The organism is Rhizobium sp. BK529 (assembly GCF_014194105.1).
Lineage (GTDB): Bacteria > Pseudomonadota > Alphaproteobacteria > Rhizobiales > Rhizobiaceae > Rhizobium.
Genome location: NZ_JACIAU010000007.1, coordinates 78726 through 100438, shown reverse-complemented (window position 1 = coordinate 100438; position 21713 = coordinate 78726). Strand labels below are relative to the sequence as shown.

At 56.2% G+C, this 21713-nt stretch carries 21 protein-coding genes; 12 read left to right on the top strand and 9 right to left on the bottom strand.

The features are described 5' to 3' along the window. The first annotated feature begins 85 nt into the window (after nucleotides 1-85). On the top strand, nucleotides 86-1456 hold the full coding sequence (locus tag FHX08_RS29970) for an IS1182 family transposase (protein ID WP_132657739.1): 1371 nt from the start codon (nucleotides 86-88) through the stop codon (nucleotides 1454-1456). A gap of 148 nt (nucleotides 1457-1604) precedes the next feature. Here FHX08_RS29970 and FHX08_RS29965 read toward each other — a convergent pair whose 3' ends face one another. The 3 genes from FHX08_RS29965 to FHX08_RS29955 form a co-directional block, all read right to left on the bottom strand. Continuing rightward, nucleotides 1605-2567, bottom strand: coding sequence for a rhizobiocin (locus tag FHX08_RS29965; protein WP_132657737.1), 963 nt, complete (start codon nucleotides 2565-2567; stop codon nucleotides 1605-1607). A 175-nt stretch (nucleotides 2568-2742) separates the two neighbouring features. Then, nucleotides 2743-4047: an HlyD family type I secretion periplasmic adaptor subunit gene (locus tag FHX08_RS29960; protein ID WP_132657735.1), complete on the bottom strand. Its 1305-nt coding sequence runs from the start codon at nucleotides 4045-4047 to the stop codon at nucleotides 2743-2745. Nucleotides 4048-4057: 10 nt separating this feature from the next. Beyond that, entirely contained in the window at nucleotides 4058-5824 is a 1767-nt protein-coding gene (locus FHX08_RS29955; protein WP_132657825.1) for a type I secretion system permease/ATPase, read from the bottom strand. 351 nt (nucleotides 5825-6175) lie between these two features. On the opposite strand from FHX08_RS29955, the gene FHX08_RS29950 reads away from it, so the two are divergent. The 7 genes from FHX08_RS29950 (at nucleotide 6176) to FHX08_RS29920 (ending at nucleotide 12773) form a co-directional block, all read left to right on the top strand. After that, nucleotides 6176-7435, top strand: coding sequence for an ABC transporter substrate-binding protein (locus FHX08_RS29950; protein WP_132657733.1), 1260 nt, complete (start codon nucleotides 6176-6178; stop codon nucleotides 7433-7435). A gap of 61 nt (nucleotides 7436-7496) precedes the next feature. After that, nucleotides 7497-8366, top strand: a complete 870-nt coding sequence (locus tag FHX08_RS29945) for a carbohydrate ABC transporter permease (protein WP_132657824.1) — start codon at nucleotides 7497-7499, stop codon at nucleotides 8364-8366. Beyond that, nucleotides 8356-9165 (top strand): carbohydrate ABC transporter permease, encoded by an 810-nt coding sequence (locus FHX08_RS29940; protein WP_132657731.1) that lies wholly within the window; start codon nucleotides 8356-8358, stop codon nucleotides 9163-9165. The genes FHX08_RS29945 and FHX08_RS29940 overlap by 11 nt, the downstream gene beginning before the upstream one ends. A 23-nt stretch (nucleotides 9166-9188) precedes the next feature. Further along, nucleotides 9189-9938: a glycerophosphodiester phosphodiesterase family protein gene (locus FHX08_RS29935; protein WP_132657729.1), complete on the top strand. Its 750-nt coding sequence runs from the start codon at nucleotides 9189-9191 to the stop codon at nucleotides 9936-9938. Next, the gene (locus FHX08_RS29930; RefSeq protein ID WP_132657727.1) at nucleotides 9935-10981 is read left to right on the top strand and encodes an ABC transporter ATP-binding protein; all 1047 of its coding nucleotides are present in this window, start codon (nucleotides 9935-9937) and stop codon (nucleotides 10979-10981) included. Before FHX08_RS29935 ends, FHX08_RS29930 begins: the two co-directional genes overlap by 4 nt. Nucleotides 10982-11029: 48 nt before the next feature. After that, entirely contained in the window at nucleotides 11030-11917 is an 888-nt protein-coding gene (locus FHX08_RS29925; RefSeq protein WP_184328121.1) for a MurR/RpiR family transcriptional regulator, read from the top strand. 223 nt (nucleotides 11918-12140) lie between these two features. Next, nucleotides 12141-12773 (top strand): class I SAM-dependent methyltransferase, encoded by a 633-nt coding sequence (locus FHX08_RS29920; protein ID WP_132657724.1) that lies wholly within the window; start codon nucleotides 12141-12143, stop codon nucleotides 12771-12773. Between the two features lie 126 nt (nucleotides 12774-12899). Here the strand turns inward: FHX08_RS29920 and minE are convergent, their stop codons facing one another. From minE to FHX08_RS29900, 4 genes are all read right to left on the bottom strand, one after another. Further along, nucleotides 12900-13157 carry a cell division topological specificity factor MinE gene (gene minE, locus FHX08_RS29915; RefSeq protein WP_132657722.1) on the bottom strand — a complete coding sequence of 86 codons (258 nt, stop codon included), beginning with the start codon at nucleotides 13155-13157 and terminating at the stop codon, nucleotides 12900-12902. Continuing rightward, on the bottom strand, nucleotides 13154-13969 hold the full coding sequence (minD, locus tag FHX08_RS29910) for a septum site-determining protein MinD (RefSeq protein ID WP_132657720.1): 816 nt from the start codon (nucleotides 13967-13969) through the stop codon (nucleotides 13154-13156). The genes minE and minD overlap by 4 nt, the downstream gene beginning before the upstream one ends. 29 nt (nucleotides 13970-13998) lie before the next feature. Continuing rightward, nucleotides 13999-14742: a septum site-determining protein MinC gene (gene minC / locus FHX08_RS29905; protein ID WP_132657718.1), complete on the bottom strand. Its 744-nt coding sequence runs from the start codon at nucleotides 14740-14742 to the stop codon at nucleotides 13999-14001. 509 nt (nucleotides 14743-15251) lie between these two features. Beyond that, complete coding sequence (locus FHX08_RS29900) at nucleotides 15252-15851, bottom strand: transglutaminase-like cysteine peptidase (protein ID WP_132657716.1); 600 nt, start codon at nucleotides 15849-15851, stop codon at nucleotides 15252-15254. A gap of 259 nt (nucleotides 15852-16110) precedes the next feature. Between FHX08_RS29900 and FHX08_RS29895 the strand changes: the two genes are divergently transcribed. Beyond that, entirely contained in the window at nucleotides 16111-17553 is a 1443-nt protein-coding gene (locus FHX08_RS29895) for an O-antigen ligase (RefSeq protein ID WP_132657714.1), read from the top strand. A gap of 243 nt (nucleotides 17554-17796) precedes the next feature. After that, the gene (locus tag FHX08_RS29890; protein WP_132657712.1) at nucleotides 17797-18996 is read left to right on the top strand and encodes a polysaccharide biosynthesis/export family protein; all 1200 of its coding nucleotides are present in this window, start codon (nucleotides 17797-17799) and stop codon (nucleotides 18994-18996) included. 22 nt (nucleotides 18997-19018) lie between these two features. Here FHX08_RS29890 and FHX08_RS29885 read toward each other — a convergent pair whose 3' ends face one another. Next, on the bottom strand, nucleotides 19019-19243 hold the full coding sequence (locus FHX08_RS29885) for a hypothetical protein (RefSeq protein WP_132657710.1): 225 nt from the start codon (nucleotides 19241-19243) through the stop codon (nucleotides 19019-19021). 94 nt (nucleotides 19244-19337) lie between these two features. Here FHX08_RS29885 and FHX08_RS29880 point away from each other — a divergent pair, with 94 nt between their 5' ends. Together FHX08_RS29880 and FHX08_RS29875 are read left to right on the top strand one after the other, a co-directional pair. Next, a complete protein-coding gene (locus FHX08_RS29880; protein WP_132657708.1) occupies nucleotides 19338-19715 on the top strand; it encodes a hypothetical protein in 378 nt (125 codons plus the stop codon). 38 nt (nucleotides 19716-19753) lie between these two features. Next, nucleotides 19754-20542: a hypothetical protein gene (locus FHX08_RS29875; protein WP_132657706.1), complete on the top strand. Its 789-nt coding sequence runs from the start codon at nucleotides 19754-19756 to the stop codon at nucleotides 20540-20542. 20 nt (nucleotides 20543-20562) lie between these two features. On the opposite strand, the gene FHX08_RS29870 is transcribed toward FHX08_RS29875, so the two are convergent. After that, nucleotides 20563-21351 (bottom strand): metallophosphoesterase, encoded by a 789-nt coding sequence (locus FHX08_RS29870; protein ID WP_132657704.1) that lies wholly within the window; start codon nucleotides 21349-21351, stop codon nucleotides 20563-20565. Nucleotides 21352-21713: the final 362 nt, after the last annotated feature.

Below are 21713 nucleotides of genomic sequence, written 5' to 3'. Positions count from 1 at the left end.
AAATAGACATGCCGCCTTCCGGCGGCATGTCCCAGACTGCTGACAAACCCCTGGCCTCGTCGAGGGGTTTGTGATTCATTGGGATATGTTGAAGAAACCCGCTCCTGAACAGACGGCGCTCGAGATGGTGACGCTCGACAGCCTGGTGCCGAAGGATCATCTGCTTCGCAAGATCGACGCGGTGATCGACTTCTCCTTCATCCATGAGCGTGTGGCGGGGCTTTACTGTGCCGACAACGGCCGGCCGGCGCTCGATCCGACGCTGATGTTCAAGGCCTTGTTCATCGGTTATTTGTTCGGCCTGCGCTCGGAGCGCCAGCTGGTGCGCGAGATCGAGGTGAACGTCGCCTATCGCTGGTTTCTGCGGCTGAAGCTGACGGATGGGGTGTTCGATGCCTCGACCTTGTCGCAGAACCGCCGGCGGCGCTTTACCGACGCTGCCGTCGCCCAGGACATCTTCGACCATATCGTCGAACAGGCGATCGGCCATGGCCTGATCGACGGTCAGGTGCTCTATACCGACTCGACGCATCTGAAAGCCAATGCCAACAAGGGCAAGTACGATCTTGCCCTGATCGAGAAGTCGCGCTCCGACTACTGGGCCGAACTCGACCGAGCGATCGAGGCGGAACGGGCGCTGCACGGCCAGAAGCCGCTGACGGAAAAGGACCGCGAGCCGGCGGTCAGGCAAACCAAGGTCTCGCGCACCGATCCCGACAGCGGCTATATGGTGCGCGACGGCAAGCCGAAGGGCTTCTTCTATCTCGACCACCGCACGGTCGACGGCAAGCTTGCGATCATCACCGATACCCATGTCACGCCGGCCAATGTGCATGACTCGATCGTCTATCTCGATCGGCTCGACCGTCAGCGCAGCCGCTTCGGCTTCGGCGTCGGGGCTGTCGGTCTGGATGCCGGCTATGCGACATCCGGCATCGCCAAAGGGCTTGAAGACCGCGGCATCCTCGGCGTCACCGGCTACCGCAATCCGACCCCGCCAAAAGCCGGCATGATGCGCAAGTCGAAGTTCGTCTTCGAGCCGGAGATGGATGGCTATCGCTGCCCCGAGGGACAGCTGCTCGCCTATGCCACCACCGACCGCAACGGTTACAAACATTACGCATCCGATCCAGCCATCTGCCGCGACTGTCCGTTGCTGGCCTCCTGCACGAGCAACGCTAAGACCATCCGCACCATCACCCGCCATGTCTGGCAAGAGGCCCGCGAACGCACCGACGCCAACCGCCTCACCCCTTGGGGCAAGGCGATCTACAAGCGGCGCAAGGAGACGGTCGAGCGCTCCTTTGCCGACGCCAAGCAGCTTCACGGCCATCGCTACGCCCGCTTCCGAGGCCTCACCCGCCTCGCCTGTCAGTGCTTGCTGGCCGCCGCCGCCCAGAACATCAAGAAGATCGCCATGGCGCTGACCAAAGGGCCCAAACCGGCCACGGCGTGAGCCGACAAACCCTCTTCAGCTTCGCCCAAACAACGCAAACCCTGAAATCCAATCCGCAAAAACAAAACCCGCCGAAAATATCGACGGGTTTGTCAGCAGTCTGAGACATGCCGCCTTCCGGCGGCATGTCCTGATCTAGCTCAGACAATTATACGGTGAACCAGTTATGAATGTCCGAGGCGATATTACCCTTCAGGATAATCGATTCACCGTCGTGACCTGGGGTCGATCCCGTGTAAGAGATGATGGTGTCCCCGGCAAAATGCGCGACGCTCCAGTCGTCAGCAGTCGTACCTTCGACTTTGACCTTGTCGACGGCAGCATTGAAGCCTTCGATGACGTCAGTCACGAGTGAGGCAGCCATATCGCCAAGCTTGAAGACGAAGGTATCTGCACCACCACTTGCGATCATATGATCGACGCCAGTGCCGCCAATGACCGTCGAGGACTTCAGGTTGACGCCATGAAGATCGATCGTGTCATCGCCGGCACCTGCATTGATGATGACGGACGAATTGCTGCCGTCCGTAACGCCGTTGCCACCGTTAACGGCAGTTGCGCCGCTGATTCCGCCAATTGCATTGAGGCTCTGGCCGGCCTTGATCGTAATCGTGTCGTTGCCGGCACCCGTGTCGACCGTAGCTGCGTTTACCCAGTTCTTGTCATTTGACAGAAGCGAGATCGTTACGGTGTCATTGCCCGAGCCGGTCGTAACGTTTGCACGCTTGACGTTGAGAATTTCGACCGTCGAAGCAGTGGTGCCGCCGAGATGGACGTCAGCCTGAACGAAGTCCTTGAAATAGACGTTTTCTGCACTGTCGGATTGGGCCAAAACGTTCTTGACCGAATTCCACTTCCCGACCACGTCGAAGTTGAAGGAATTCGTAGCCGCGTCGAAGTTGACGGCGACATTGCCACCCGTACCGGAACCGCTGACGGGTGCAACCCCGACGTTGACAGAGCCCGATTGAAGGGTCGAGCCGTTTTGATCGGATACTTCCTGCTTCTGCGTGCTGTTATCAAGAGCACTATTATTCTGCGCGTCGATGCTTTGAAGGTCGAAAACGGTAGAGGCACCACCGTTCCCGAACGTGACTGTCAAACCTGCCATGAATGTTCTCCGTTGCTTTTCTAACAAAGCTTTCGTTGCGACGCCCGATACACTAATTTCACCAGCGACAAACGTCTAAGTTTACTAATAATTAAGCATAAGATTTTGGCAAGTATGCAACAGCGATGAAAGAGAGATTTGATCAGGCCCTTTTTGGTACAATAGACCGACGAGATCACTCTTCTCTGAATGCCAGTCGCAGCCTATCTCTGAAAGGTTTGGTGAAATACGATATGACCGTGCGGTCTGCGGTCTTGATGAATATTTCGGCGGGCATGCCTGGATAGAGGGAGCCCTCGGACAGATTCTTCAGAGTGGTCATATCAGGCGTTATTCGCAGCGTATAAAACGCTGCCCCTGTACGCGGGTCCGTCTGAAGGTCAGGCGAGATGACGGAAACTTTCCCTGCAATATCAGGCGTCGTCGTCTGGTTGAACGCTGTAAACCGGATATCGACCGGCTGCCCCTTGTAAATCTGGTCAATATCCTTGGGCACGATGGTTGCTTCAACTTGCAGTTCGTCATGCTCGGGGACGATGAGCATCAAGACTTCGCCCGGCTGCACCACTGCGTTAACGTTGTGAACGCCGAGCTGATAGATGCGGCCTGCAATCGGGGCCCGGATCTCTAGGCGGGCGAGCTGATCCTGAGTCGCGGCCAGCCGCTCTTCATATTCGGCGATACTGGCCTCAACCGAGGTCAGATCCTTGGACACTTCCGACTGCCTGTCTTCGTCGAGTTGCAGGAGCTGGAGGTCAAGCTCGCCGATTCTGCCTTCAGTCTGCGCACGGGCCGCGATACCCTGACCCATCTGCCCTTCAAGCTCAGACTTGCGGCGCTTATAATCGTTCAGCCGCTGCTGTGTCGTCAGGCCCTTTTGATAGAGCGTATTAACCTTCTCAAGGTCCTGATCAACAAGGCTGACCTGATCCCGGATCGCATCGATCTGAACCGTCAGACCATTGACTTCATCGGTTAACTGTTGCTTTCGCGTGACCATCTGCCTCTTCATGCCTTCAAGGGCATTCTTACGGCTGATGAATAGATTCTGTTCGCTTGCAACGAGCGTTGCAGCCGATTTGGACGTTGTGAGCTCGGACAGTTTTTCGGGAACCGTCAACTCGGATGCGCGGGATGCTTCGGCCTGAAGTCTTGCGCGGCGTGCATAGAGTTGCGCAAGCGTATTTTCCGCAATTGAAAGATTGGCCTGTACTACCGTTCCATTCAGGCGGACGAGCACTTGATCGGCATCCACCCGATCGCCCTCCTTGACGTCGATTTCGCTGACAATCCCGCCAGCTAGATGTTGTATTTTTTTTGTGTTTCCCTCGACGATGACGCGCCCGGAGGCAATGACCGCGCTCGACAGCTCGGTCGTCATCGCCCATCCGAAAACGCCGACGACCAGGCCGAATGCCAACAGGACGACGGCGGCGATGTGCTTGGCAAGCGGTAATTTTGCTAGATTTCGCAAACGCATGGCGGCCTCATCACACGTCATTCGCAGCGGATGATGACCCAGCATCTTCGATCACTCGCGGCTGTTGATCCGATGTGACCGGCCGGATATTCTGACGCAGTACCTGCCCGAAAATCTCTTCCTTCGTGCCGAACCGCTGCAGCTTGCCAGCTGCAATAACCGCAACCAGATCCACATTCGCAAGCGCGCTCGGCCGATGTGCGATGACGATCACAATGCCGCCTCGCGCCCTCACGTTGGCGATCGCGCCGTTGAGAGCGTTTTCACCTTCCGCGTCCAGGTTTGAATTGGGTTCATCCAATATGACGAGGAAAGGGTCCCCATAAAGCGCTCGCGCCAAGGCAATACGCTGTCTCTGCCCGGCTGAGAGTGCGTCGCCATTGGCTCCAACCTTGGTCTTGTAGCCCTCTGGCAGGTTCAAGATAAGATCGTGAACATTTGCAGCTTTTGCGGCATCGATGATCGAGGCGGGCGTCGCATCAGGCTGGAAACGAGCGATATTCTGCGCAACCGTGCCAGCCATTAATTCGACCGTTTGCGGCAGGTAGCCTAGATACTGACCAAGCTCATCCATGTCCCATTGATCGAGATTCGCTCCGTCAAACCGCACCTTGCCGTAGCGTATCGGCCAGGCACCGACGATCAGACGCGCAAGCGTTGACTTGCCGGATGCACTCGGTCCGATGACGCCGAGTGCGCTTCCTGCCTGAAGCTCGAATGAAACGTCAGCCAGCGTGACTGTAGACCCGTTGGGCGGAGTTCCGGTCAAATTTTCAACCGAGAATGTGAAGGCCGGTCGGGGTAAAGACAGCGCTCTTTCTGTTTCCGGGGCAATTTCGAAAAACTTTTGAAGGCGTTTCCAACCCTGCCGGGCGGATGTGAAGCTGCGCCAATTGCCGATCGCCTGCTCCACCGGCGCAAGCGCTTTTGCCGAAAGAATCGATCCGGCAATGATGCTGCCCGCGGTAGCGTCGCCACTCACTACGAGCACAGCCCCCACGGCCATGACGCCCGATTGGATGATCATGCGGGCCACACGCGACGCAGCGCCGTAGGCACCGACAATATCGGCCGCCCTTCGGCTCTCGCGCTTGTACTGGCCGTGCAGCTCCCGCCATACCGCCATCATCGTGCCTGACATGCCCATGGCTTGAATGGCTTCGGCGTTGCGGACACTGCTACCTGCAAAAATGTTACGCTGGCCGCGCGCACTCGCCGCCTTCTCGTTCAGCGCTGCGGTGGACCAATTCGTCAGCACCGCCAAAATAACCAGAATGACGGCACCGATCAGGACACTGACCCCGATCCAGGGATGAAGCAGGAAGCAAATGAGCAGGTAAAATGGCAGCCACGGGAAATCAAACAGGGCGTTGGGACCGTTACCAGAAAGAAACCCGCGAATCTGGTCGAGGTCGGAAAGAGCCTGCAGACCATCACCCTTGACCTCACCGGAAAAAGGCACTTTGAGCAGCGCCCTGTACATGCGGCCTTCCAGTTGTTGGTCCAGAATATCGGCTACCCGCGTCAGCATCTGACCACGGACGACATCGAACCCCATCTGAAAGCCGTAGAGCAACAGGACAAGCATACATAAGGCAATCAGAGATGGGATGCTCTTGCTCGGCAAAATGCGATCATAGACTTCGAGCATAAATAAAGAGCCGGTCAAATGCAGCAGATTGATAAATCCACTAGCAACCGCGACCGCAAGAAATGCATACCATGTTCGAGATAGAGACACGCCGCTATCGATTTGTTTACTAAAACTGAATTCCATCAAGCATATTTTGCTGAATATATCAATCAGTGCGTGAAGTCTCGGCGCTCCATTTTTGGTGCCTCTGTTATCTTAAAACAATCATTACTGAGCTTTTTGAAAGAAGTTTTGCAAAATATGCAACCTATGGCGAATTTTATTAAAGACCGTTCGGTTGTCTTTTTGTAAATATGCCACCCTCTGCGTGCATTTTATATCGAGAATATTGACGTAGTTATTCCGACGCAGCGTTGAACCATCCATACACCCGCCCAGTCACCAAAACTTCACACAGCCTTCAAGAAACTGTCTCGTCTGCCCGCTAATCGTCGCCAACACGTGATGCAATTTCTTTTGCAAGGGAGAAGTATTATGTCAGTTAAATTGCAGAATACGATTGCGGCCAGCGTCGTCGCTCTGATGTCCATGGTTGGTTCGGCACATGCCGATACGACGGTGAAGTTCTGGCACAGCTTCAGCAAGTCGTCCGGCGAGGCGCTCAGCAAGATCATCGCCAATTTCGAAGCGGCCAATCCCGGCATTCACATCGAAGGCGAATTTGTTGGCGATTACAACGATATCGTCGCAAAGCTGCAAGCGGCCATTCCCGCCAATCGCGCCCCCGATGCCGTCATCATGGAAGTCACCCGCTACGGCCTCTTTGCCGATCGCGGCGCCCTGATCGACCTCACACCCTATTTCAATGCCGACCCGCTGAAGGACGACCTTTACGACTATGCCCGTGAAGTCGGCGTCTATAACGGCAAGAACTACATAGTGCCGTTCAACTCGTCCACGCCGGTCCTCTACTACAACAAGGACATCCTGGCGCGCGCCGGCTTCACGACGGAACCGTCCCTCAAAACTTTCGCAGACATTCTTGCCGTTTCGAAGGCAATTACCGAAAAACTCGGCTCGGAAGGCATCACCGGCATTGCTGCTCCCGGTCAGTTCGCCCGCTGGGGTCTCGTCATGTCCAACGATAGCGAGCTCATCGACTCCAAGACCAACGACATCCTGCTCGACTCGCCAAATACGATCGAAGCGTATCAGTGGATGGCCTCGCTCGTTCATGACCACAAGGTTGCCTCTCCCGACGGCGTCACCGATGAAGATGTCGGCCGCGACGCCTTCTATGCCGGCAAGGTCGGCATTTCCCTGAACTCGACGGGTGATTATGGCGGCGCCAAGAAGGCGCTCGGTGACAAGCTCGAAGTCCGCCCGATGCCCTGCAACAAGGTCTGCTCCGTTCCGATCGGCGGCGCTGGTATCGGTATCCTCTCGACTTCTTCGAAGAACGTCCAGGACGCAGCCTACAAATTCATCAGCTATGCCGCTTCGCCGGAGGCAAACGCCATCTGGTTCGCCGCGACAGGCTACCTGCCGATCAACAAGAAGAGTGCGGCCCAGCCCGCCGCCGCCGAAGCGCTCGCCAAGAAGCAGGGCATCGATGTCGCCATCAAGCAGCTCGATTTCGCCCATGGCCGTGCCCGTCCGCCGGTCGTCACCTGGATGCGTACGACCGAATACAAGATGTGGGAAGCCATGGCGCTCGGCCAGCGCGACGTTGCCGAGACGATGAAGGACTTCGCCGCACAGACCCGCGAAGAAGCCAAGCGTTCCAGCAACTAAGCCTCTCCCTTCAGCAAGACGGTGGACCATGAGGCCCGTCGTCTCAACTGTCTCGGTCCCCATGCTGCGAAAACTCACACCCTATCTCCTGGTCGCACCGCTGATCCTCTTCATCACGGTCTTTACCTATATTCCCGTTATTACCAGTGTGAACCTCAGCTTTCGGCACTGGGACTTCCTGTCGCCGACCATGCCTTTCGTCGGCTTCGATAATTACCGCCTGTTGCTGAACTCTCGCGACTTCTGGAATTCGTTACAGATCACCGCTATCTTCGCGCTGATCTCCGTACCGATCAGATTGTCTCTGGCGTTGGCGGTCGCGAGCTACCTCGTCCGTGAGACGTTGCCCTCGCGGCTCTTGCGCGGGGCATTGTTTCTTCCCTCCGTCACATCGACCGTTTCGATCGCTGTCGTCTTTTCATGGATCTTCGCTACCGACTACGGCATGGTGAATGCTGCTCTGACCTCGCTCGGTCTCGGCAAGGTGCAGTGGCTGCAGGATCCGCAACTTGCTTTGTGGGTGCTGATCTTCGTCAATACGTGGAAACAGCTCGGCTACGATATCATCATCTATATCGCCGGCCTGCAGGCTGTGCCGCAGGAACTCTATGACGCCGCCGCCGTCGATGGCGGCCAGCGTTTCCACGTGTTCCGGCGGGTGACCGTGCCGCTCGTCATGCCGACCACCTACTTCCTCCTGGTTATTTCCGTCATAGAGGCCTTCCAGGTCTTCACCATCGTCAACATCATGACCCATGGCGGCCCGGCGGGTGCTACCGACATGCTCGTTAATCTGCTCTATCGCATAGGGTTTACGCTCTTCGACATCGGCAGAGGTTCGGCGCTCGCCGTCCTGCTTTTCATCTTTCTGATTATGCTGGCGCTGATCAAATCCTTCGTCATAGGCCGGAGGGTCCATTATGAAGCGTAAGAACGCTGTCGTCACAGGTCTTGCGCTGTCTGCCGGGCTGATCTTCCTTTCGCCTGTGCTTTATTCCATCTGGATGTCGTTCGAGACCGCGCAGTCCTATTATACAGGCAGATACGAGTTCACCCTGGATAACTATGTTCGCGCTGTCGCCGAGTATAATTTCGCCCGTTATCTCCTCAACAGCATCATCGTGTCGGGGCTGGTGACGCTGCTCGGCATCACGGTCGCGACCACAGCGGCCTTCGCCTTCGCGCGCTACCGGTTCCGGGACGGAAATCTTCTCTTCGGTGCGACGGTCGCCACGCTGATGATCCCCAGCCATATCAGCCTCATTCCAAATTATCTGACGCTCGCCAAGGCGGGGCTGCTTGATACCTATGCCGGCCTCATCCTGCCGGCGATATCGAATGGCTTTGCAGCCTTCTTTCTGCGTCAGTATATCAAGGGCATACCGAAGGCGCTGGACGAGGCAGCCTACATGGACGGCGCCACACCCTTGCAGGTGCTCTGGCGGGTGATCGTGCCGATAGCGCGGCCGGCCATCTTCTCGATGAGCCTCTACATCTTCATCTCAGAGTGGAACAACTATATTTGGCCGCTGGTCGCCGTCGGCAAGGATGATCTCTACACACTGCAGATCGGCCTCGCCCGCCTCTATCGCATCAATCCCGGCGAGGGCCTGGTCGACTGGCCTCTCGTGATGGCCGCCTCCACCCTCAGCATCCTGCCCGTGCTCCTCGGTTTTCTGCTCGTCGAGCGCCATCTAGTGCGCGGTATCACGCTCGGCGCCGTTAAATAACCATGAAGAAGGACAAGCACAGAATGACACGCATTGCTTCGCACCGCGGCGGTACTCTGGAATTCGGTGACAGCACGCCCCAAGGTTTTGCAGCCACGGCAAAGATGTCGCTGGAGGAGGTGGAGTTCGACGTTCATCCGACAGCCGATGGCGCGATCATGGTTCATCACGACGCGACGCTTGACAGCACGACGGACCGTAGTGGTGCAATCGCAGCCATGAGCGAGGCTGAAGTTCGCGCCGCCATCATCAACTACGGCGCCGGCGGACATCCAATCTCGCTTGACGAACTCTGTGCGATCTATATCGACAGCGCGGTTGATTTTCGCTGCGAGATCAAGCCGGGCGTCGATGGCCGGCCCTACGAAAATTTTGTGCCGCGCGTCATCGAAACCCTTGCCCGCCACGACATGCTGGAAAGGACGACCTTCTCTTCCTTTCTAGTGGAATCGCAGGATGCGCTTTCGAAGGCCACCAGCCGGCCCAAACTCTGGCTTGTCAGCCCGCCGGTACTGCGGCAGCTTGGAACCGCAGCCATCATCGAAGTCGCGAAGGCCCACGATATCCCGGAAATCGGCATCCATGTGGATACTGCCGATTCTGCGTTGATGGCTGAGGTCAATGCTGCCGGCCTCGACTTCGGCTGCTGGGCGGCCCATTCAGCTCGGCAGATCGAAAAGGTTCTGGCGCTTGGCGTGAAAATCTTCACAACAGACCGGCCGAGCCTTGCAATCGCCATTCGCAATCGCCTCCGTGTGGAGGCCGAGCAATGAGCGGCATCTCCCTGCGGGACATCAGAAAATCCTATCCCGACGGGCCAGAGATTCTGCACGGCGTCTCCATGGACATCAAATCAGGCGAATTCGTCGTCATTGTCGGTCCGTCCGGCTGCGGAAAGTCCACGCTGTTGCGGCTGATTGCCGGGCTTGAACGCTGTGAGGAGGGCCTTATCGAAATCGGCGGTCGGCGGGCAAATGATCTTGCGCCCCAGGATCGCGACATCGCCATGATTTTCCAGAATTACGCGCTCTATCCGCACATGACGGTGCGCGAGAACATCGCCTTCGGCCTGGAGTTGCGCGGCATGCCGAAAGCCGAACGCAATGCGCGCGCCGAAAGCGTCGCGAGGACGCTGCAGCTCGAAGCGTATCTCGATCGCAAACCGGGTGCACTTTCCGGCGGCCAGCGTCAGCGCGTAGCGATGGGCCGTGCCATGGCGCGCAACAGCTCCATCTTCTTGATGGACGAGCCGCTGTCGAACCTCGACAACGCGTTACGCGTCGCCATGCGCACCGAAATCAAGGAACTACATCACCAACTCGGTGCAACCATCGTTTATGTCACCCATGACCAGACCGAGGCCCTCTCGCTGGCTGATCGAATTGCCGTGATGAAGGACGGCGATCTCTTGCAGTTCGATACACCTGAAGCGATCTACGATCAGCCGCAGAACCGCTTTGTCGCGGGCTTCCTCGGCGTGCCGCCGATGAACTTCCTTCCTGTCGAACATCTTCCCGGCTGGCAGGGCCGTTCGGGTCTGGTAGCCGGGCTGCGCCCCGAATCCATGACGATCCGTGTCGAGAAGCCTGAGCAACCCGCCCTTCCCGGCAGGCTTATGCTGTCGGAAATGACGGGTTCCGATATCATCCTACATTGTGACAGCCCGGCCGGGCGCATCACGCTGACCAGTCCGCGCAAGGACGTGCCGCGCCACGCCGACAACTTCTGGATATTGTGCGACCTTGACCGGGCCGTCTTTTTCAATAGCCAGAGCGGGAGCCGCGTCGATCTTTCAGCTGAAGATCGTCGAATCTAGACGCCGCTTGCCGCCCGGGCCCGGAAAGCTGCCCACGAAAGTGACGCAATGGAAAGATCGAACGAAATTCCGCAACTTCTCGGTGATCTCATCAGCCGCAACTCGACGAGGCTTACCGAGGCCGACACGCGCCTTCTCGACGTAATGATGCAGGACCCCATCCGCGCGGCGATGGAAAACGGCAAGACCGTCTCCTTTCGCGCCGGCGTGCATCCGGCGTCAGCCGTGCGGCTAGCGCGCCGTCTTGGCTTCAAGGGCTATCCTGAATTCAGAACCTTCCTGCAAGCCAACCTCATTGAAGGCGGCGGCGATTTCGAAAATCCTGCCGCTCGCATGGCAGCCCGTCTCGTCCGGGCGGAAGAAGGCGGTGTCCTCTCCTCCGTGCTCGACAGCGAGATTGCAGCTCTCCAGCAGGTGCGTAACGCGGTTGCCGATGCCGATATCAGAGGCTTTGCGGAAATGCTGCGCGACTGTCGCCGGGTACTAGTCTTCGGACGCGGCCATTCCGCCGCCCTCTCCTCACTGATCGCGCTGCGGCTCAATCGCTCTGGATATCCGTCTATCGATGTGGCAAGCCAGATGCACCTGATCGCTGAAGTGCTGGCGACGTTGAAGCCGGGCGACGTCGTCTGGCTGCTCGCCTTTCGCAAAGCCTCGCCGCTCATTCATCAGATTAGAAGGATCGCCGCAGAAAGAGGCGCCAAAACACTGGCGCTGACGGATCTCCTCAGTGCCCGCATCGATCCCGCGCCCGATCGGCAGATATCAGTTTCCCGTGGCGAAGCCGGCGAATCGCAGTCGCTAGTCGTTCCCATGACCATCGCCAATGCCGTCATTCTCGACCTCGCCGCCATCGATGACGGCCGTTCGCTGCGCGCGCTTAGCAGTTTCAAGGCGTTCCGCGGGGACTGTGGTCTATCGCCGGTGATTCTCTAGCGGCCGAAGGCAGACACGAGCGCCGACAACCTAAAGGAAATCGAAAGACGCTGTCGCTGCACGCCTCTGATCATCGAAACCCAGACAGATCTACAATCGGCTCTCTCTGAAGATCGGAAATCCCGATCAAGCTCTTATAATCACATTAACAACACACTGTGATCAAACTCCCGTCCAACTACTTCCTACGGTAGTTGACCGTGACCACGGTCAAGGAGGGAATATGTCTGTCGATCTAAGCGCCAGTACCTATGTTCATTCTAAACCCGCTACCGCCCATAACTATCTTCTGCCGACAATTGTCGATGTACTTGAAGACAATTTCGAAGCCGCCGATCAGACAACGGTTTTCGATCTTGGTTGCGGTACCGGTGGGGCCGCAGCCCTGCTTTCTGACAAAGGCTATGAAGTAGCCGGCGTTGATCCTTCTCAGGACGGCATTGCAAAGGCCAATATGGCTTATCCGGATCTTCCGCTGGAAATTGGATCAGCCTACGACGATCTTGCCAACCAGTATGGAACATTCGACGCTGTTATCAGCCTCGAGGTGGTGGAGCACGTCTACGATCCGAAGACTTTCTCGTCGACTATGTTTGATCTGGTGAAACCGGGAGGTCTGGCCGTCGTATCGACGCCATTTCATGGCTACTGGAAGAATCTGGCACTGGCACTAACCGGCAAGATGGACGACCATCATATGCCGCTCAAGGATCATGGCCACATCAAGTTCTGGTCGCCGAAAACCCTTGGGACGCTCCTGCTGGATACGGGATTCGAGACTGTCGATTTTGAGTATGTCGGGCGAATCTCGCCGCTCGCAAAGTCAATGATCGCAGTCGCCCAAAGGCCCCATTAGCATTCACCAGCGCAATTCGGCCGGCCTGCGGTCTGTCCGGTCGAATTGCTCTGACGCTGTCTCCAGAAGCGATGCAATGACAATCAGCCAAAAGACTTTTGCAGTCCTTCGGCTGACGGTCGTAAATTATGCCGCCCGGGCAGCCCTGACGGGGATCTCCACGTCGATTTCGAGGATCGAAACGTTCTCGCCCCGGTCAATCCTTATCTGAAGGCGGTCGCCTTCGATTTCGACGTGTTTGGCGATAACAGCCAGGATCTCCTCCCTCAGTACAGACACGAGATCCGAGCCGGGAGACGCGCGTTCGTGCGCCAGCAGCACCTGCAGTCGCTCCCGTGCAACCGGCGCGGTTTTTCTCTTCTGAAAGAAATCGAACACGCTCATGCTGCCCTCCGTCCGAAGATCTTGCCGAACAGGCCGCGCTTCTCGCCGGGGATCGATACCGGAAGAACCTCGCCATTGAGACGGCGAACCGCTTCGAAATAAGCCTTGGCCGGGGCGCTATTCTGATCGGCAAGCGTGACCGGAGCGCCGAGATTGGAAGCGCGCAGCACATCCATGCTTTCGGGAATGATGCCGAGCAGCGGGATCGACAGGATTTCCAGTACGTCATCCACCTTCAGCATGTCGCCGCGTTCAGCGCGGGTGACATCGTAGCGGGTGAGAAGCAGGTGCTTTTCGATGCGCTCGCCGCGCTCCGCCTTTTCCGTCTTGGCATCCAGAAGGCCGATGATGCGGTCGGAATCGCGCACCGAGGAAACTTCCGGATTGGTGACGACGACTGCGATATCGGCATGCCGCATCGCCAGTGTCGCACCGCGCTCGATACCGGCAGGACTATCGCATATCACCCAGTCGAAATGTTTCTTCAGTTCGTTGATGACCTGCTCGACACCTTCTGCAGTGAGGCAGTCCTTGTCGCGGGTCTGGGATGCCGGCAACAGGAACAACGTCTCAAGCCGCTTATCACGGATCAGCGCTTGGGTCAGCTTCGCATCACCCTGGATGACGTTGATCATGTCATAGACGACCCTGCGCTCCGCTCCCATCACGAGATCAAGATTGCGAAGGCCGACGTCAAAATCGACGACGACGACTTTCTCGTTCCTTTGCGCCAGCGCAGCCCCCAGCGCTGCAGTCGAGGTTGTCTTGCCAACGCCACCTTTTCCTGAGGTTACAACAATGACCTTTCCCATATCCCTCTCCTGTTTGAACCGTCTACCTGTTAAATCAGCCGCGACGCCATGATCGCATCGTTCTCAAGCCATAGTTGCGCAGCCTGACCGCGCAATTCTGCTGGCAAATCCTCTGCCGTCTTGTAGATTCCGTCGATTGCCAAAAGCTCGGCTTCGAGCTTGCGGCAGAAAATTCGCGCCGCCGCATTGCCGACCGATCCGGCGAGCGCCCTTCCGCGAAGCGCGCCGTAGATATGGATGGAGCCCCCGGCGATCACCTCCGCTCCCGAAGCGATCGAACCAACGACCGTCACGTCTCCCTCAGGGAAGACGATCGACTGGCCGGATCGCACCGGTTCGTGCAATACCAACGACGGCGCGACGGCGCGAACGATGGGCGCAGCGACCTCCCGCACCTCCGACGGCCTTGCCTTGCGCGGCGGCTGCCCTTCGGCTTGAGCATCCGCAGTCGGCACATCCACGTCACCGGCAGGACGCCCGCCGACCATGCCCGGCGGCATGCTGGCGTCGAGCTGAGAGGGCCGCGCTCCTTCGATGCCCATGACCCTGACGCCGCGCTCGCCAAGGGCCTGAACCATCGCCCTCAGCGCAGCACGATCCAGCGACAGCTCGCTTACATCCAGGACCACCGGCCTCCCGAGAAAGAAGCCTGCAGAGCGGGCAGCGAGATCGTCGAGCCGCGCGAGCCAATTGTCGAACGGCAGGTCGGGCGTCAGCACGACCGCAAGAAACGATCGGCCCTTGATGCGAATGGAGCGTGCGTCGGTTAACACGTTAGTAAACTTGGTTAATTTCGATTTAAAAGCTTTAGCTGCTTCATGGTTAACAAATCGTTAACAACAGGGTGCCGCCATCAAGAAAACCTCCGGATGAAATCCGCCAAGGGATCGTGCTAACCGCTGGCCCTAACCAGATCAGCTCCTCATCGAAGCTGAGCCATCCGCGCGCTAAAAGTCGCCGCATCTCTGGAAAAACAGGCGTAGGAACCAGAAGGTCGAGCTTACGTTTGGCCATTAGCCAATCCAATTGGGCCTGTCCGCAAACGCCATTCCCCTACCGCAATGCGTCGCCGCGGGGACCGGGTCATCGCTTCGCACTGACGGAATCAATCTAGCTGCGCCTGTGGATCGGTCAGGGGAGAACTACTTACCTGCTGGTTTCCAGGCGGGGTCGATAGCTCGTTCCGCGCTGCACATGTTCGATCGCGTCTGCTTCGAACGCGGCATCGCGCATTGCGCTAGCTGGTTCTATCCCGCCAACATCCGCCGGCAGGTGAAGCCTTCTACAATTCGTACCACACCCGCGGATCATCCGCAGATTGGATCATAACCCAATTCAGATCGGTTTTATCCCAGGTCTTTATAGCATTGGTGCGATTATCGAGCACCAGATCACCAACGTTGGTCTTCACCACCAAAACCGCGTGGCCTTCGCCATAGGGCGTTCTTGCTACCGCGATTCTGAGAGCCTTCGACGACCAACCCATCGCGATAAGATGGTCACGTTTGGTCAGAGCGAAGTCCTCGCAGTCGCCGCTTTTGACGTTCACTTCCCACACATCGTCAGAGACCTTCCCGCTTGCGTCGTTGCGCGGAACGATCGAGCGGTTGACCGAGGCGTTGACGGCGCGCAGCTGCTTATCGGCATAGGTGCTGAGTGCCACAACGGCCGCACCGCCTTTTGCCTCACACTCCTGCGGCTGACGCGCACAGAACATAACATGCGCGAAGGGCGCCATAGTCCTTTTTCTTACCTGGATATATTTGACCGACGGAGTTTCGTTCAGATCACGTGTCAGGCCAGACAGCGCACCGGCATGCAAATTCTGAGTACCAGCGAAGGAAACCAGGACGAGTGCAGCCAGAAATTTATGAGCCGACATATTGCCTCTATACGGTGTACGACAAATCCCTAGTCTGGATGCAACCAACTGACATCTCATTCGAATTTGCCTTGCCTGAGATATGGGCCAACCTACAGAACAAGATTATTCATCGGCTTAAATCGATAGTTACAATTTTAACGATTGCCCTTTTATCCATTAGCATTCGCTTTACTGCGTGCATTCAGTAAAAACTTCTTGAAAATTACTTTCTGTTGGTGCAGTCACAGTGACTTGTCTACCACATTTCCTATTACACATGCTGTCGCTCAGAATTTCTCCTCGTTTACTGCTTTATATTTACTACGGCCTGATTGTATTTTCAGTGTTACCATTCGGCTTGGTTGATATTTTGCCTCAGGCGCTGATCCTAATCCTTATGTGTATACTGGGTGGAATTGCCGTCGTTATCTACGGTCCACCAGAGCGCGGACAATGGATATTCGGTGCCGCACTCGCCGTCTTTTCGCTCACGGTTCTTTGGATCATCTTTCAGACTGTCGAGGTTCCCTTTGCGCTCTCCGACGACCCCCTATGGGCCGGGGCACGGGCAATGGCGGCGGCAGCGAAGACAATCTCCGTTGAACCCGCGGACACGCTTGCAACGTTGCTGCAATTTGCTCTGCCCGCCGTGACGTTTTTAACCGGACTCATTGTCGCGGACCGCTCGCAGGATGATCAAATAATGATCAGGCTCCTGGCCTCGGCGGCGGGGATCCTTGCGATATATGGTCTCTATCAGTTCCTGTTCCTTCCCGGCACACTTCTCGGCGAGGCGAAAACCGCCTATCGAGAAAGCCTGACAGCCACCTTCGTGAACAGGAATACCAATGCCACTTTTTTTGGCTTGGGTTTGCTGATGCAGCTCACGCTTCTATTTGATTCTTTCCTTTTCAAAGCCGACAATGCATCGCGTGAGTTGCAGAAAGGCGCGACGCTACCGCGTCTCTACTATTGCGTTATATCATGCGCCACCTTTGCGGCTTTGCTGCTTACGCAATCACGCGCCGGGATTTTTCTGACTGCGCTTGCAATACTGATCTACACTCCCTTCCTAGCAGGTCAGTGGCTTTGGATATTTCCTCATTCATTCGCGCGACTGGATTCGATATTGTCTCGTATAGCTGCCATGATTGTCGCTGCCTGCTTAGGCACGGGATTCTTTCTTCTTTTTACATCGAAAACAATGCTACGAGCGAACATTCAAGGGTTTGATGACGCTCGTTTCTGCATCTGGCCGGATGTGATCAAAGCTACATCCGACAACTGGCTTTTTGGCACCGGCTTTGGCACGTTTCGAACTGTATTTTCCGGTTATCGGGATTCCCGCTGCGGTATCTTCAATATCTTTGATCGGGCACACAACACTTATCTCGAAGGTTTTTTGACGCTTGGCGTCATATTTCCAATTCTCGCATCACTTGTCCTCGCGGCCCTCCTACTGACTTTCTGGCGCGGCTATCGCAACAGAAAGCGCAGCCGGCACTATGCAGTGCTGGGCCTGGCGACGACTATTCTCGTCTGGGGTCATGCGCTTGTCGACTTTTCCATCCAGATTCCGGGCTTTTCGGTTTTCTACGCCGCCTTCCTTTCCGGTATTGTGTGCGTATGTTACAAGCACACACTCGCGCCGGTTACCAACAAAAATGCTGCGCTGCACAAGTATAATAATGATAAAATTGAACCGGGATTAATATATTGATGAAAAATATATTACGAAACGGCGGATAATATATCGAAGACTTCTCCAATCTATTCAAATTGGTTAATTAGCAATCCGGTATGGATCGTCAGAAATTAACCATAATTCCACTGCCCTGATGTGGCGCCGTTGCCACATTAACGATTTATTGGCTATCATGGACCTCGTTCTGGCAGATATTCCCGCCGTTTTATGCTTTGCATAAGCGCCAACCTGCGAGACGAAAAACTTAACAGGGATAAGATGAGCATCAACTTTCGACGCACCTCTATCGTCGCTGCGACGCTAATCGCGCTGTCGAGCTGCACCTCGTTGCCTCGATCCGGCCCTGATCATACCGATTTCGATAAAGATGCCACAGTGAAGGTCACGACGAAGAACCGGAAGGTTGGCATCGACTATGTCCTGATTGATCTGAATAAGGCAATTCTTCCCTTCTTTAACGAGGTTAAGTCCAATTCGCTGGGCGGCTTCGGCGGCGGCAGGGGCGGTGCGCCTGATATCCCACTCGGCGCCGGCGACGTCGTTCAGATTTCTGTTTTCGAAGCTCAGGCTGGCGGTCTTTTTATCCCGTCTGACGCTGGCAGCCGCCCAGGCAACTTCATTACGCTCCCTGCACAGACTATCGACAAGAATGGTACGATCAGCGTCCCTTACGCTGGACGCGTGCCAGCCGCTGGAAGACTGAAAGAAGAGGTCGAACGGGATATCGAAGACAGGCTTGCCAGTCGCGCAATCGAACCGCAGGTGGTCCTGACAACGACAACGACAAAGTCTGCAGAGGTTGCCGTCGTTGGTGATGTCAATAATCCACAAAAGGTGCAGCTCACTCCGGCGGGCGATCGCATCCTGGATGTGATCTCGACAGCAGGCGGTCTGACAACACCCAACATCGAAACGAATGTGACGTTGCAGAGGCGGGGAAGGACGGCGACCGTTGCTTACGAGACCCTGTTGCGCAATCCCTCGGAAAATATCTATGTCGCGCCGGGCGACACTGTTTCCGTTGAGCACGAACGCCGCACTTATATCGCGCTGGGTGCGACAGGGCAGCAGAACCGTATCGAATTCGAAGATTCGAACCTGACACTTGGCGAGGGCATTGCCAAGGCCGGCGGCGTCCTGGATAACCGGGCGGATCCACGGGAAGTCGTCCTCTACCGTCAGGTCGACAGGAAAATCTTGCAGAAGCTGAACATCGACGTGTCGCGGTTCCCTGGAGCGGAAGTTCCGGTAATCTTCCGGGCCAACCTCCGTGATCCGGCGACGATGTTTGCGATCCAGCAATTCCGGATGCAGGATAAGGACGTCATTTATATCTCGAACGCATCCTCGGTCGAGCTGGTCAAGTTCCTCGATATCCTGAACTCGATAAGCTCTACGGTATCCGGTGTTTCTAATGATGCGCTCGATACCCGGAACGCGATACGAGATTTGAACTAAGACCAGACGGCAGAACAGAATGTTAGTTCTGCCGATGCGGTTTGGAATATAAAAGGTTACGCAGAATGGCAGATAAATATCTTACAACGGCTGTCGGCGCCGTAACCATGGTCGTTGCAAGCCTTGCTTTTTCATCGACTTCCTTCGCGGGAAATTGCCTTAACGGACCGGGAATGGCGTCGCCCGTAATGGTCAGCGCATTCAATGCATCTCCCGAAGCATTTCTGTTTGCAAATGGCTCAGCCATTGGCTTGTCTGACCAGGTGCGGTCGTATACCGCAACAGAAACAGATCTGACTGCGAAGATGATTAACCTTGCGAAGGCAGGGACGCCTGCGCAGATGGCTGCGATCGGCGCTGGCCTTGGACGGGCTGCCAATATATGCCGCCCTCAGCATCCGGAGCTGGCGGATGCGATCACCAAGGCGATTGCAGACGCATTGCTTGCCGATACGACGCTTGGTGGTCTCCAGACAGCCTTCGTACAGGCGCTTAACGGTCAGACCGCAACCGCTGCGTTGGGTTCGCCAGGTTCTGCGGCTGCCGCCGCGGCCGACATTGCCAATGGCCCCGCCGGCGACATTCTTGGCGGCGGTGAAGGCGATGGGTCGACCGATGGCTCCCAGAATTCTACCGCAAATCTGCTGCGGACTTCGGCAAGTGGCGGTGGTAATTTTTCGACCCAGAACACCCAGTCCGTTAGCCCGAGCGGTACCTGACACACACATACATAAAAATCTGACCTAGTGGACGAATTGTGCTGACCAGTGGAGAAATTCGCGGCAGTCGTAGGGGTTTGAAAAGAACGACACGGCTGGCGACAATCCCTTTGGGGGTACGTCGCGCCCCCTTTTTGTCTTGCTGCTTCATTGTCGTTATCGCTGCATTTCTGGTGCTCGCTGTTAGCGAACTCCATCGCTCGATTGCGTTTGCTGATATGTTTGTCGTGGCCAAGCAGATAGAACAAGACGGTGTCGTCAGCCCCAAAAGTCTCTCCCGGGTCGGCAGCATGCCCGCTGAAGTTGTCGCGGGGGCCTATTGCCGCTCCGATATCATCATGGCTGCCACAACCGTCGTGCTGAAGCAGATAGACAACGCAAATGAGGCCAATGACTACGAAGCTTGGCTGTCAGCCGTTACCGTGGCCGAGAAATTCCTGCAGCATGCGCTGAGCTGCATGCCCACCAACAGCAACTTGTGGCTTCGCCTCGCCGTCGTCCGAGCCGTTGTTGCGGAAGATCCTCAGGCTACCGCGCAGTTGATGGCGCAGTCCGTGAAGCTGGCGCCTGCTGATCAGATGGAGCTTCTCGCGCGCCTCTATTTTTGGAACAGATTCAGTGAAGCGACACTGAGATCTTCAAGCCCTTGGGTCGAGCAGGATCTCGACCTTCTCTTCCAAATGGGGGACCCTGCCCAGATTGTGCAGCAGATCCCGAATGTTCGTCCGGCTTTGATACCCTATATCAAGCGCGCCTCGATATCCTTGTCAGAATCTCGCAAGAAACTCTTCGCCAGAAGCGGCCTTGATATCTCCAAGTTGCCTTGAGCGCACCGTAGCAAGTGCGGTTAAGAAAGGATCTTAGCGGCACGATTTCCGATTCTGACCACAGTCAGTCGGCCTGTGGCATAGCAGCCCGTATCAATTCCAATTCGACCATTCCCGAGGTGGGGCCGGACTTGCGGGCTATGTCCATGGACCACAATGATCGGAAGCTCAGGTCCTCGTGTCAGGAAAGGCTCCCTGATCCACATCAAATCCTCATCGCTTTGATGCTCCAGAGGTAATCCGCTACGGATCCCTGCGTGAACAAAAACGAGATTTCCGATCTGCAACATCGAGGGCAGCTTTCCCAGCAAGATTCGATGACTGGCCGGAACCGCCTGATCCACTGCCTCTCGCAATGCCATCGTATCACCGACACGGAGTATGTGCGCAGGGTCGACACCGTAAGAGGTCAGTGTCTGGTATCCAGCGAAGCGCAACCATGCCTCCGTAGAAAGCTCATTGTTTAAGAATCTTAAAAAAAAGTCATCATGGTTGCCGCAAAGCGCAATCCTGTTGATGTTGGGCGGCGAAGGCTGGCACAGATGTTCCAGGACGTCGCAGGAACGCGCGCCTCGATCTACGTAATCCCCCAGCAACACGACTAAAGCGCGGCCATCACGCAAATCCTCGGAAATACGCTGTTCGGCACCCACGAGCTCTTCGTAGCAGCCGTGAACGTCTCCGATCGCATAGATAACAGGCCATTCGGCCGGATCCATTACAAGCCGCGTGCGTGAGGGGGCGAGACTAGCAGGCGAATCTTTTGAAAACTGCGCGACAAATTTACGGATGTTACGAAGCAACACCATTTGCCTCCTGCCGCTGCAGGGGAAAAACCGACGGCGCGCGCCGCCGTCCAACTACCGTGCGTTTCGGAGGCGAAATGCAACTTATTGTCTTGGGGCTTCTGTCAGCTACGCCAGAGGCCGAGATTCCATTCGGCATTTTCAACTATCACCAATCGGCGGACATTATAGACGATCTTCGCTCGCGATATCATCACGTCCATTTCGACACCGGACATAATAATAATGTGCACTTCACACTATTCCGATTAAAGAAAGAAAAATGCACCGGGCGTTTGGCTGGATAAAGCCACTGTTTTCCTGATATTGTTGATCTGATTTTAGACAACTGTGCCATCGCTATGCGTGCCGGCTCATCGAGCAGA